This window comes from Dermacoccus sp. BD5, assembly GCF_044878485.1.
GTDB lineage: Bacteria > Actinomycetota > Actinomycetes > Actinomycetales > Dermatophilaceae > Dermacoccus > Dermacoccus nishinomiyaensis.
The window spans coordinates 1-12,970 of the sequence record NZ_JANJER010000023.1 but is presented as its reverse complement, the minus strand read 5'-3'; the positions used below and the strand labels follow the sequence as shown (position 1 = coordinate 12,970).

Sequence of the window (12,970 nt, the reverse complement as noted above, 5' to 3'; positions counted from 1 at the left end):
ACAATGCGAGTTCCCATCGAATGGCTGCGCGAGTACGTCGACGTGCCCGAAGGGGCAACCGGCCTGCAGGTCGCCGCGGACCTCGTGCGCGTCGGACTCGAGGAGGAGGCCATCCACGGCGGCGGCATCACCGGCCCCCTCGTCGTCGGCCGCGTGCTGACGAAGACGCCCGAGGAGCAGAAGAACGGCAAGGTCATCAACTGGTGCACCGTCGACGTCGGTGACGCGAACGGCACCGGTGAACCTCAGGGCATCGTGTGCGGCGCGCACAACTTCGAGGTCGGCGACACCGTCGTCGTCGCGCTGCCGGGTGCCGTGCTGCCGGGCGGCTTCGCCATCAGCGCCCGCAAGACGTACGGTCACCTGTCGGCCGGGATGATCTGTGCCGCAGATGAACTGGGCCTGCCCGACGACGGCTCGGGCGGCATCATCCTGCTGCCGCAGCGCCTCGGTGTCGACGCCTCGTCGCTCACGCCGGGCCAGGACGCACTGCCGCTGCTCGGGCTCGACCGCGAGACCGTCGAGGTGAACGTCACCCCCGATCGCGGTTATTGCTTCTCGATGCGCGGCATCGCGCGCGAGTACGGCCACGCCACCGGCGCGAGCTTCACCGACCCGGTCGATGCGCTGACGACGAGGGCGCCGGCAGCGAACGACTTGGGTTACCCGGTGCGCGTCGACGACCCCCAGGGGTTGCGTGGCGCGGTCGGCTGCGACCGGTACGTCGCACGCGTCGTGCGCGGCATCGACCCGAACGCTCCGGTGCCCGCGTGGCTCGCGACGGCCGTCACCGAGGTGGGCATGCGCTCGATCTCGCTGCCGGTCGACGTCACCAACTACGTCATGATGGCGCTCGGCCAGCCCCTGCATGCGTTCGATCTCGGGGCGCTGGGCGAGGAGATCGTCGTGCGACGCGCCCGCGCGGGGGAGAAGCTGACGACGCTCGACGGCGTCGAGCGCACCCTGTTCGCCGAGGATCTGCTCATCACCGACGGCGGTGCACGCCCGCTGGCGCTGGCCGGCGTCATGGGCGGTTCCGACAGCGAGGTGAGCGACTCGACGACCGACGTCCTCATCGAGGCCGCCCACTTCGACCCGGTCTCCGTCGCCCGCACCGCGCGCCGCCACAAGCTCGGCAGCGAGGCGTCCAAGCGCTACGAGCGTGGCGTCGACCCGCAGATCGCGGCAGCCGCGGCGCAGCTCGCCGTCGAACTGCTCGTGCAGTACGGCGGCGGCGTCGTCGACGACGGCGTCACCGACCTCGACACGACGCGCGCGCCGCAGCCGATCGACTTCGACCCGCAGCAGCCGACGCGGCTCGTCGGTGTCGCGTACTCCGACGACGAGGTCGCCGAGAGCCTTGACGCCGTCGGGTGCCGGGTCGAGCGCAACGAACCGTTGTGGAGCGTGACACCGCCCACGTGGCGCCCCGACCTGACGAGCGGGCCCGACCTCGTCGAGGAAGTGGCGCGTCTGCGCGGGTATGACGCCATCCCATCCGTCCTGCCGCGACCCCTCGCCGGGCGTGGGCTGACGGCGTCGCAGCGCCACCGCCGCAACGTGGCGAATGCGCTCGCGATGGCCGGCCTGACGGAGATCATCTCGCTGCCGTTCGTCAGTGATGACGTACACGACAAGCTCGGCTTCGCAGCCGACGACGCGCGGCGCACGAGCGTGCGCCTGACCAACCCGCTGTCGGACGAGCTGCCGCTCATCCGCACGAGTGTTCTCGCCACGATGATGGATTCGCTCAAGCGCAACGTCGCGCGCGGGTTCAAGGACGTGGCGCTGTTCGAGATCGGTCTCGTCGTCGCCGGTGAGGCGGGCCACGCGCCGACGTCACCGGTCGGCGTGCACCCGGCGCCTGAGGTGCTCGACGCGATCCGCTCGGCCGTGCCGGCGCAGCCGCGCCACGTCGCCTGGGTCGCCGCCGGTGACAGCGAGCGCAAGGGCTGGTGGGGTGCCGGGCGCGGCGCGGACTGGAGCGACGCGATCGCCGTGGCGCTGCAGATCGGGCGCGTGCTCGGCGTCGACCTGACGATCGAGCAGACGCAGGTGGCGCCGTTCCACCCGGGACGCTGCGCGAGCATCGCGCTGCCGGACGGCACCGTCATCGGCGCGGCGGGCGAGCTGCACCCCAAGGTCGTCGCGGCGTTCTCGCTGCCGGCCCGCACGGTCGGGGGCGAACTCGACCTCGACGCGCTGTCGGCGTACGCCGAGCGCCCCGGTGTCGCTTCGAGCATCGCGACGTTCCCGCAGGCGCATTCCGACGTCGCGCTCGTCGTCGACGCGTCCGTCCCTGCGGCTCGCGTCGAGACGGCGTTGCGCTCGGGGGCCGGTGAACACCTCGAGTCGGTCGCGCTGTTCGACATCTACACGGGCGATCAGGTCGGTGAGGGCAAGAAGTCCCTCGCGTACCGCCTGTTCTTCCGTTCCCCCGAGCGGACGCTGACGACCGACGAGGTGAACGCGGCACGCGACGCGGCAGTGCGCGCCGTCGACGAGAGTGTTGGAGCGAGCCTGCGCGGCGCCTGATTCCGGCATGATCGACAGGGTGGGGGCGGCGTGACGCCGTCTCCACCCTGTGTGCATGAGTATGACCTAAAAGTGCATGGGTATGCGATCTGCGCTAGGCTGGGGGCATGGTCACAGCAGCTGTCGCCGGGGCGAGTGGATATGCGGGCGGGGAGATCCTGCGCCTCTTGCTCGCCCATCCCGACGTCGAGATCGGCGCACTGACGGCGGGTTCCTCCGCCGGTTCGCGCCTCGGCGATCATCACCCGTCGTTGTTCTCCCTCGCCGAGCGACCCGTGCTTGCCACGAACGCTGACGCCCTCGCCGGCCACGACGTCGTCTTCCTCGCACTGCCGCACGGGCAGAGCGCTGCGCTCGCCGCGCAGCTCGACGCAGACGTCGTCGTCATCGACTGTGGCGCGGATTTTCGGCTCGAGCGCGAGAGCGACTGGCAGCGTTTTTACGACACGCCCTACGCGGGGTCCTGGGCCTACGGGATGCCCGAACTCGTCTCGAAGGGCGTCAAGCGGCGCGAGCAGCTGCGCGGCGCGCGCCGCGTCGCCGTCCCCGGGTGCTATCCGACGGCCGTCTCGCTCGCTCTCGCGCCGCTCGCGGCGGCGTCCCTCATCGCGCTCGACGACGTGGTCGTCGTCGCGTCCTCGGGTGTCTCGGGGGCCGGCAAGGGCCTCAAGCCACACCTGCTCGGCGCCGAGGTCATGGGGTCGATGAGCCCGTACGGCGTCGGCGGCGGGCACCGTCACACGCCCGAGATCGCGCAGAACCTGCGTCTCGCCGCCGGCGGTGAGCGCGAGGTGACGCTGTCGTTCACGCCGACGCTCGCCCCCATGCCGCGCGGCATCCTCGCGACGTCGACGGCTCGGCTGGCGCCCGGCACGACGGCTGATGACGTCGCGCGCGCCTTCGCCGAGGCCTATGCCGACGAACCCTTCGTCGAGCTCCTGGCTGCCGGGTCGTGGCCCGCGACCGGTTCGGTGCTCGGGTCGAACGTCGTCACCCTGCAGTTCGCGCTCGACGAGGTGGCGGGGCGCGTCGTCGTCACCTCCGCCGTCGACAACCTGACGAAGGGGACGGCCGGTGCAGCCGTGCAGTCGATGAACCTGTCGCTCGGCCTGGGCGAGACCACGGGCCTGCCGCTCGCGGGGGTGAGCCCCTGATGGTCGCGTTCGGAGCTCGGTTCACCCTCATCGCCCACCCCGAGGAGCTGTCGTACGTGCGCCTCGGCGCGCAGGAGGTCGTGCCCGAATGGGCGCTCACGGACGCGCCGCTCGTCTCCGTCAGTGCGACGGCGTCGGAGACGTCGGTGCTGTGCCTCACCTCAGCGATCCCGCGGGACGCGGTCGTGCGTCAGCAGGGCCCGTTCCACGTGTTCGAGGTCGAGGGTCCGCTCGACTTCGCGCTGACGGGTCTGCTCTCGGCCATCGTCGCGCCGCTCGGCGAGGCCGACGTCACCGTCTTCACCGTCTCGACGTTCGACACCGACTGGATCATGGTGCCGACGTACGAATCCGCGCGCGCTCGTGAGCTGTGGGCTCGTGGCGGGCACATCATCAAGGAGAAACCATGAGTGTCACCGCTGCCGCAGGCTTCCGCGCGGCGGGCGTGACGGCGGGGCTGAAGCCCAGCGGGCGCCCCGACGTCGCCCTCGTCGTCAACGACGGGCCCGAGCACGTCGTCGCCGCCGTGTTCACCTCGAACCGCGTCGAGGCGGCGCCGGTGACCTGGTCGCGCCAGGTGGTGACGGACGGGCGCGCCGACGTCGTTCTGCTCAACTCCGGTGGCGCCAACGCCTGCACCGGGGCGCAGGGTTTCCTCGACACGCACCGCAGTGCCGAACTCGCCGCCGTGGCCGTCGGTGTGAGCGCCGGTGACGTCGTCGTCTGCTCGACGGGCCTCATCGGTGAGTTGCTGCCGATGGACAAGATCGAATCCGGTATCACCGCGGCGGCCGGTTCGTTGAGCGCTGACGGCGGGGAGGACGCCGCGACCGCCATCATGACGACGGACACGGTCGCGAAGGAGTGCACCGGGTTCGGTTCCGGCTACACGATCGGCGGCATGGCGAAGGGCGCCGGCATGCTCGCGCCGTCCCTCGCGACGATGCTCGTCGTCATCACGACCGACGCGGTCCTCACCGCCGAGCAGGCCGACGAGGCGCTGCGCGCGGCGACGGCGATGTCGTTCGATCGTATCGACTCGGACGGTTGCCAGTCGACGAACGACACTGTCGTGCTCATGGCCTCGGGAGCGAGCGGGGTGAGCCCGCAGATGGGGGAGTTCACGGCCATTCTCACGCAAGTCTGCGTCGACCTGGCCGAACAGCTCATCGCCGACGCGGAGGGCGCCGCGCACGACATCACGATCGACGTCCAGGGCGCCGCCAACGTTGACGATGCACTTGAGGTTGCACGTTCGATAGCCCGCAACAACCTCTTCAAGTGCGCCGTGTTCGGCAACGATCCCAACTGGGGGCGGGTTCTCGCGGCCGTCGGGACCACCTCGGCCGCGTTCGAGCCGGCGCAGCTCGATGTCGCGATCAACGGCGTCATGGTGTGCCGCAGCGGCGGGGTCGGTGACGACCGCTCTGGCGTCGACATGTCTCAGCGTGAAGTGAAGGTCGAGGTGTTTCTCCACGCCGGTGACGCCGACGCCACCGTCCTGACGAACGACCTCACGCACGACTACGTCCACGAGAACTCGGCGTACAGCACATGAGCGGGACGGAGCACGAGACGACCCAGCCTCGCGACCTCTCGTCGCTCGCCTCGGCGGGCCTCAAGGCGGGCACCCTCGTCGAGGCGCTGCCGTGGCTGCAGAAGTATCAGGACGCTCTCGTCGTCGTGAAGTATGGCGGCAACGCCATGACGGACGACGCCCTCAAGCGTGCCTTCGCCGAGGACATCGCCTTCCTGCGTTACGCCGGGCTACGCCCCGTCGTCGTCCACGGCGGAGGCCCGCAGATCGCCGCGATGCTCAACCGGCTCGAAATGAAGAGCGAGTTCCGCGGCGGCCTGCGCGTCACGACGCCCGAGACGATGGAAGTCGTGCGCATGGTGCTGACGGGCCAGGTCTCGCGCGAACTCGTCGGCCTCATCAACAATCACGGCCCGATGGCGTTCGGCCTCTCCGGCGAGGATGCAGGCCTGTTCGGCGCCCGCCGCCGCCCCGCCATCGTCGACGGTGAGGCCGTCGACGTCGGCCTCGTCGGTGATGTCGAGATGGTCGACCCGCAGATCGTGCGTGACCTCGCGCACTCGGGGCGCATCCCCGTCATCTCGTCCGTGGCGCCCGACCTCGAGCGCGAGGGGCAGGTGCTCAACGTCAACGCCGACACCGCCGCGAGTGCTCTCGCCGTCGCGCTCGGCGCGCACAAGCTCGTCGTGCTCACGGACGTCGAGGGGGTCTACGCGAACTGGCCGGACGAGTCGTCGCTGCTGTCGAAGCTGCCCGTCGACGAGGCCGAACGCATGCTCGCGACGGTCGACTCGGGCATGGTGCCCAAGCTCGAGGCCTGCATCCGCGCCGTGCGCGGGGGCGTGCCGCACACCCACGTCGTCAACGGGCGACGCCCGCACTCCATCCTGCTCGAGATCTTCACGGACGAAGGGATCGGCACGATGATCACCTCAGGAGGACGCCGATGAACCCGGCCGACCATGACGCCCCGGCGTCCACGATGCCGACGCACGGGGATCTGACGCAGCGCTACGGCGCCTCCCTCATGGGGGTCTTCGGGGCGCCCGGGCTCGTCCTCGAGCGCGGCGAGGGCGCCGTTGTTCGCGACGTCGAGGGCCGCGAGTACCTCGATCTGCTCGCCGGTATCGCGGTCAACGTTCTCGGCCATGCCCACCCGGCGCTCGTCGCCGCGGTGAGCGAGCAGGCGGCGAAGCTCATCCACGTGTCCAACTTCTTCACGACGCGCCCGCAGATCGAGCTCGCCGAACGCTTGGTCGCCGCGTCGGGTGGCGACGCCGACACGCGCGTCTTCTTCTGCAACTCCGGCGCCGAGGCCAACGAGGCGGCGTTCAAGCTGGCGCGCCGTACCGCTCGCCCCGGTGTCGTCGTCGCGGACGGCGGCTTCCACGGCCGCACGCTGGGCGCGCTGTCGCTCACCTCCAAGCAGGCCTACCGCGAGCCGTTCGAACCGCTGGTCCCGGGCGTCACTCGCGTGCCCTACCACGACGTCGAGGCGCTACGGGCAGCCGTCGACGACACGGTGGGCGCGGTGATCCTCGAACCCATCCAGGGTGAGGCGGGCGTCATCGAGGCCTCGCCCGAATACCTGCGCGCGGCCCGCGAGGTGACGCGCGAACGCGGGGCGTTGCTCATCATCGACGAAGTGCAGACGGGCGTTGCACGCACCGGCGAGTGGTTCGGGTTCCAGACGATCGCACCCGAGGTCATGCCGGACGCCATCACGCTCGCCAAGGGCCTCGGCGGCGGTGTGCCGATCGGTGCGCTCGTCACCTTCGGTGCCGCCTCGACGATGTTCGAGGCCGGCCAGCACGGTTCGACGTTCGGCGGCAACCCGCTCGCGTGCGCCGCGGGCGTCGCCGTCATGCGCACGATCGAGGACGAACGCCTGCGCGAACAGGCGCGGCGGCTGGGGGAGCACCTCGTCGCGGCTGTCGAGAACCTCGACGACGAACGCGTCGTTACCGTCCGCGGCCGCGGCCTGCTGCGCGGCATCGTGCTGCGCGACCCGCTCGCGCAGCGTGTCGTCGTCCGAGCCCGCGAGGCGGGTTTCATCATCAACGCGACGGGCCCGGACGTCATCCGCCTGGCCCCGCCACTCGTCATCACGGGCGAGCAGATCGACACCTTCGTCGCCGCGCTGCCCGGCCTGCTCGATGCCGCCGAGACCGAGGAGAACGCCTCATGACCCGCCACTTCCTGCGTGACGACGACCTGAGCCCCGCCGAGCAGGCCGAGGTGCTCGCGCTCGCGGCGACGCTCAAACGAGACCGGCACGCCAAGCAGCCGTTCGCGGGTCCCCAGGGCGTCGCCATCATCTTCGACAAGCCGACGCTGCGCACGCAGCTCAGCTTCAGCGTGGGGGTCGCCGAGCTCGGCGGGCACCCGATGATCGTCGACGGCAAGCTCGCGCAGATCGGCACGCGTGAGTCGATCCACGACGTCGCGAAGGTGCTTGGGCGCCAGGTCAGCGCGATCGTGTGGCGCACCTACGGCCAGGACCGCCTCGAGGAGATGGCCGAGCACGCGGGCGTGCCCGTGGTCAACGCCCTGACGGACGCCTTCCACCCCTGCCAGATCCTCGCCGACCTGCTGACGGTCGCCGAACACAAGGGCAGCGCTGCCGGTCGCAAGGTCGCCTACGTCGGTGACGCTGCGAACAACATGGCCCACAGCTACCTGCTCGGTTTCGCGACGGCCGGCGCCGACATCACCGTCGCCGGCCCGCACGGGTACGGCCCGGATCCGGCGATCCTCGAGCGCGCCAAGGAGATCGCCGCGACGACCTGCGGCGGCGCGCATGCGAGCGAGGACGCCATCGAAGCCGTGACGGGCGCGGACGTCGTCATCACCGACACGTGGGTGTCGATGGGCATGGAGGACGAGGCGAGCACGCGCAAGGGCGAGAGCAATCCGTTCAGCGCCTTCAGCGTGACGAGCGAGCTGATGGCGCACGCGGCGCCTGACGCGATCGTCATGCACTGCCTGCCGGCATACCGTGGTTTCGAGATCGCCGCGGACGTCATCGACGGCCCCGCCTCGGTCGTGTGGGACGAGGCGGAGAACCGGCTGCATGCGCAGAAGGCGCTGCTGACGTTCCTCGCGGAGCACGCATGATGGCGCAGACGAAGGGTGCGCGCCATCAGCGCATCCGCGAGATCCTCGGGCGCGAGTCCATCCGGTCGCAGACGGATCTCGCCGAGCGGCTGCTCGCTGACGGCGTCGACGTCACGCAGGCGACGCTGTCACGTGATCTCGTCGAGCTCGGCGCGGTCAAGGTGCGTCAGGGCCGCACGCTCGTCTACGCCGTGCCCGGCGAGGGCGGTGACCGCACGCCTCGGGCGGGCGCCGCGCGCACCGAGGCGGTCCAACGATTGCGCCGGCTGTCGGGCGAGTTGCTCGTGACAGCGGAGTCGTCGGCGAACCTCGTCATCCTGCGCACCCCGCCGGGCGCGGCGAACTTTCTCGCCTCGGCGATCGACCACGCGGAGTTCACCGACGTCCTCGGCACGATCGCCGGCGACGACACGATCATGGTGATCTGCCGCGACCCGCAGGGGGCGGCGCCCGTCGCCAAGCGCTTCCTGGAACTCGCCGGCCGTACGGACGATCTCGCCTCCGCCGACCACGATGACGACGCCCAGGAAAGCGGCGATCCCGACGCCGGTTCTCGCGGCGACATTCGCGGCGTCTGAGCCCTCGAGCCCTGCTCCAACCGTTCCAATCTCCCCGGCGCCCCGCGCCCGATCCATCCGATGAAGGAGAGGTTCACCCCATGACCCAGCCCGACGCCCGCCTCAGTCTCTGGGGAGGTCGCTTCGCCGGTGGCCCGGCGGATGCGCTCGCCGCGCTGAGCAAGTCGACGCACTTCGACTGGCGCCTCGCGCCCTATGACATCGCCGGTTCGCGGGCGCACGCGCGCGTGCTGCACCGCGCCGGTCTGCTCGACGACGAGGCGCTCGCGGCCATGCTCGCGGCGCTGCAGCAGTTGCTCGACGACGTCGAGTCGGGCGCGTTCACGCCGGCGCAGGAGGACGAGGATGTGCACACGGCGCTCGAGCGCGGCCTCATCGAGCGCGCCGGCGCGGACGTCGGCGGTCGCCTGCGGGCCGGACGTTCGCGCAACGATCAGGTCGCGACGCTGTTCCGCATGTACCTGCGTGATCACGCGCGCTCGGTCGCGGCGCTGCTGCTCGACGTCGTCGACGCGCTCGTCGCGCAGGCGCAGACGCATCTCGGTGTCGCGATGCCGGGGCGCACGCACCTGCAGCACGCGCAGCCCGTGCTGCTGAGCCACCACCTGCTCGCGCACGCGTGGGCGTTGCTGCGCGACGTCGAGCGCTTCGGCGACTGGGATCGACGCACCGACGCCTCGCCGTACGGCTCGGGCGCGCTCGCGGGGTCGTCGCTGGGCCTCGACCCGGCCTCGGTGGCCGACGATCTGGGCTTCTCGCGCCCCGTCGAGAACAGCATCGACGGCACCGCGTCGCGTGACTTCGTCGCCGAGTTCGCGTTCGTCGCCGCGATGTCGGCGGTCGACATCAGCCGCATCGCGGAGGAGGTGGTGCTGTGGGCGACGAAGGAGTTCAGCTTCGTCACCCTCGACGACGCGTTCTCGACCGGCTCGAGCATCATGCCGCAGAAGAAGAACCCCGACGTCGCCGAGCTGGCGCGCGGCAAGGCGGGCCGTCTCGTCGGGGATCTCGCAGGCCTGATGACGACGCTCAAGGCGCTCCCGCTCGCCTACAACCGAGATCTGCAGGAGGACAAAGAGCCGGTCTTCGACGCCGTCGACACCCTCGAGCTGCTGCTGCCGGCCTTCGCGGGCATGACGGCGACGCTCACCTTCCACCCGGAGCGTCTCGAATCCCTCGCGCCGCAGGGCTTCTCGCTCGCCACCGACATCGCCGAGTGGCTCGTGCGCGAGGGCGTGCCGTTCCGTATCGCGCACGAGGTCGCAGGGGAGTGCGTGCAGGCGTGCGAGCAGCGCGGAATCGAGCTGTGGGATCTGAGCGACGATGACCTCGCCGCCATCAGCGAGCACCTGACGCCGGGTGTGCGCGAGGTGCTGAGCGTGCCCGGTTCACTCGCCTCCCGCAACGCGACGGGCGGGACGGCTCCCGACCGCGTCGCCGAACAGCTCGAGGCCGCGCACGCGAAGTCGAGCGAACTGCATACCTGGGCGAGCCGACCCATCGACATCCGCTGACGCTCGACATCCGCTCACGCTGACGCACGATGTTGCCCGGGTTTCGGGGGCCGACGCCCCCGAAACCCGGGCAACATCGCGTCCGGGGCCGCACACCGAGGGAGGTGGCCCGAATCGAGCGGGGGCGACACAATGTCGGCGTGCCAGATCTCGACTCATCGTTCTTCGCCCATCCGCCCGTCGACGTCGCGCCGAAGCTCTTGGGCCTCACCATCTCGCACGCGGGGGTGACGCTGCGTATCACCGAGGTGGAGGCCTACCATGGCGCCGTCGACCCGGGTTCGCACGGCTTCAAGCGCCGCACCGACCGCAACTCCGCGCTGTTCGGCCCGCCCGGCACCTGCTACGTCTACATCAACTACGGCATCCACCGGGCCCTGAACCTCGTCTGCGGGGCTGACGGAGAGTCGGCCGGTTGCCTCGTCCGTTCTGGCGAGATCATCGACGGCCTCGACCGTGCGCGGGAGCGGCGCATGGCGAGTGCACGCGAGGGCGCGCCGATTCCCAAGGACGCCCATCTCGCTCGTGGCCCGGGCAACCTCGCGAAGGCGCTCGCGATCGAGCCGATCCTCGGCGGCACTCCCGTCGTCGGGCCGGATGCCCAGGTCGTCGTCCGTCGACCGGACGGCCACGTCGCGCCCGAGTACCTCACCGGCCCGCGTGTCGGCGTGAGCGGGCCGGGCGGTGAGGGCGAGAGCTTCCCCTGGCGCTTCTGGATCCCGGGCGAGCCGAGCGTATCCGCCTACCGCGCCGCGGTGACGCGGGTGCGCAAGCGCTGACGCAGCCCGTTGCAGCGGCGCCCTCCACGCAGCAGGCGCGCCGGATCGGGCGGTCGTGGGAGACTCTGGGGTGGGTGCGTGATCCGCGCAACCGAAGCATCTGACGAAAGGGACGACGTGAGCAACATCCTCGACGAGCTGCAGTGGCGCGGAGCGGTGGCGCAGACCACCGACGAGACGCAGCTGCGTGACGCGCTCGCGAACGGACCGCTCACGGTGTATTGCGGCTTCGACCCGACGGCGCCGTCCCTGCACTTCGGCAACCTCGTCCAGCTGATCCAGCTGCGACGGCTGCAGCGCGCCGGGCATCGCGTCATCGTCCTCGTCGGAGGTTCGACGGGTCTCATCGGTGATCCGCGCCCCAGCGCGGAGCGCGTGCTCAAGACGAAGGACCAGACGGCGCAGTGGGTCGCGCGCATCCGTGAGCAGGTGCAGCCGTTCCTCGACTTCGACGGCGACAACCCCGCCATCGCGGTCAACAACCTCGACTGGACTCAGGGCATATCGGCCCTCGACTTCCTGCGTGACTACGGTAAGCACTTCCGCGTCAACGGGATGATCAAGAAGGACGCCGTCGCGGCGCGCCTCAACTCCGAGCAGGGCATCAGTTACACGGAGTTCAGCTACCAGATCCTCCAGGCCCTCGACTACCTGCACCTGTTCCGCGAGTACGGCTGCACCTTGCAGCTCGGCGGCTCCGATCAGTGGGGCAACCTCATCGCCGGCTCTGATCTCATCCGTTCGGTGGAGGGCAAGAGTGTGCACGTGCTCACCTCGCCGCTGCTCACGGACGCGTCCGGGCAGAAGTACGGCAAGTCGGAGGGCAATGCCATCTGGCTCGACGCGCAGATGACGAGCCCGTACGCCTTCTACCAGTACTTCCTCAACGTCGAGGATTCCGAGGTCATCAAGCTCATCAAGTTCATGACCGATCGGACGAAGGACGAGATCGCGGAGCTCGAACGCGCCGTGGCCGAGGAACCCTTCAAGCGAGTGGCGCAGAAGACGCTGGCGGCCGACGTCACGACGCTCGTGCACGGTGAGGCGGCGACGGCCGGCGCCATCGCGGCGAGTGAGGCGATGTTCGGCAAGGGTGACGTGACGGCCCTCGACGCGCGGACGCTGCGTGACGCCGTCGCGGAGTTGCCCGGGGGAGAGGTTTCACCGGGTACCACCCTGACGGACGCGCTCATCGCGGTCGGCATCGCGGAGTCTCGCAATGCGGCCCGGCGTCTCATCGGGGACGGCGCCATCTCCGTGAACAACGCGAAGCTCGACGACCCGGAGCACGAACTGAGCGCTGACGACTTCCTCCACGGCGTGGCCGCGATCATCAAGCGTGGGCGCAAGCACCAGGCAGCCGCGCGGCTCGCGCACTGACCGAGACGACAACGGGGGCTCACCATGACGGTGGGTCCCCGTTGCGCATCCCGGGGTGGTGGCCGCACCCGGGCTGTCGATTTGGCAGCACCCGCCGCGCTGTGTAATGTTCTCTGAGTCGCCGCGAGCGGGGAGCTGGAAACAGCGACTCACTCGGACGGCTCTTGGTCACCAATTCGACTGGGACGCAACGAATTACAGCGATGTGGTTCCAAGCGCCGAGTTGAAGTCGGGGAGCGAGGGTGGTAAGGTTGACGAGTTGCCCCGAGCGGGGCGGGAAACGAAAAGGGTCCTGCTTCGTGTGGTGTGCGATGGTGTTTTGAGAACTCAACAGCGTGCCGATGTGATCATCGCCAAACATTTTTGTGGCACTTAT

11 protein-coding genes are annotated in these 12,970 nt (G+C 70.1%); all 11 read left to right on the top strand.

The annotated features are described in order from the left end of the window. Positions 1-3: 3 nt before the first annotated feature. The 11 genes from pheT (at position 4) to tyrS (ending at position 12,594) form a co-directional block, all read left to right on the top strand. On the top strand, positions 4-2,535 hold the full coding sequence (pheT, locus tag NQ706_RS12800) for a phenylalanine--tRNA ligase subunit beta (RefSeq protein ID WP_038568558.1): 2,532 nt from the start codon (positions 4-6) through the stop codon (positions 2,533-2,535). A 107-nt stretch (positions 2,536-2,642) separates the two neighbouring features. Next, positions 2,643-3,689 carry an N-acetyl-gamma-glutamyl-phosphate reductase gene (argC, locus tag NQ706_RS12795; protein ID WP_006944230.1) on the top strand — a complete coding sequence of 349 codons (1,047 nt, stop codon included), beginning with the start codon at positions 2,643-2,645 and terminating at the stop codon, positions 3,687-3,689. Next, on the top strand, positions 3,689-4,099 hold the full coding sequence (locus NQ706_RS12790) for an ACT domain-containing protein (RefSeq protein WP_006944305.1): 411 nt from the start codon (positions 3,689-3,691) through the stop codon (positions 4,097-4,099). The genes argC and NQ706_RS12790 overlap by 1 nt, the downstream gene beginning before the upstream one ends. Continuing rightward, complete coding sequence (argJ, locus tag NQ706_RS12785) at positions 4,096-5,247, top strand: bifunctional glutamate N-acetyltransferase/amino-acid acetyltransferase ArgJ (RefSeq protein ID WP_038568556.1); 1,152 nt, start codon at positions 4,096-4,098, stop codon at positions 5,245-5,247. The genes NQ706_RS12790 and argJ overlap by 4 nt, the downstream gene beginning before the upstream one ends. Further along, the gene (argB, locus tag NQ706_RS12780; protein ID WP_038568554.1) at positions 5,244-6,176 is read left to right on the top strand and encodes an acetylglutamate kinase; all 933 of its coding nucleotides are present in this window, start codon (positions 5,244-5,246) and stop codon (positions 6,174-6,176) included. Before argJ ends, argB begins: the two co-directional genes overlap by 4 nt. Continuing rightward, a complete protein-coding gene (locus NQ706_RS12775) occupies positions 6,173-7,414 on the top strand; it encodes an acetylornithine transaminase (RefSeq protein WP_081873675.1) in 1,242 nt (413 codons plus the stop codon). Before argB ends, NQ706_RS12775 begins: the two co-directional genes overlap by 4 nt. Next, positions 7,411-8,343 carry an ornithine carbamoyltransferase gene (gene argF, locus NQ706_RS12770; protein WP_006944188.1) on the top strand — a complete coding sequence of 311 codons (933 nt, stop codon included), beginning with the start codon at positions 7,411-7,413 and terminating at the stop codon, positions 8,341-8,343. The genes NQ706_RS12775 and argF overlap by 4 nt, the downstream gene beginning before the upstream one ends. Then, on the top strand, positions 8,340-8,921 hold the full coding sequence (locus NQ706_RS12765; protein WP_038568552.1) for an arginine repressor: 582 nt from the start codon (positions 8,340-8,342) through the stop codon (positions 8,919-8,921). Before argF ends, NQ706_RS12765 begins: the two co-directional genes overlap by 4 nt. A gap of 80 nt (positions 8,922-9,001) precedes the next feature. Next, on the top strand, positions 9,002-10,435 hold the full coding sequence (gene argH / locus NQ706_RS12760) for an argininosuccinate lyase (protein ID WP_038568550.1): 1,434 nt from the start codon (positions 9,002-9,004) through the stop codon (positions 10,433-10,435). A 140-nt stretch (positions 10,436-10,575) separates the two neighbouring features. Further along, entirely contained in the window at positions 10,576-11,214 is a 639-nt protein-coding gene (locus NQ706_RS12755; protein ID WP_038568548.1) for a DNA-3-methyladenine glycosylase, read from the top strand. Positions 11,215-11,331: 117 nt separating this feature from the next. Further along, complete coding sequence (gene tyrS / locus NQ706_RS12750; protein WP_038568546.1) at positions 11,332-12,594, top strand: tyrosine--tRNA ligase; 1,263 nt, start codon at positions 11,332-11,334, stop codon at positions 12,592-12,594. Positions 12,595-12,970: the final 376 nt, after the last annotated feature.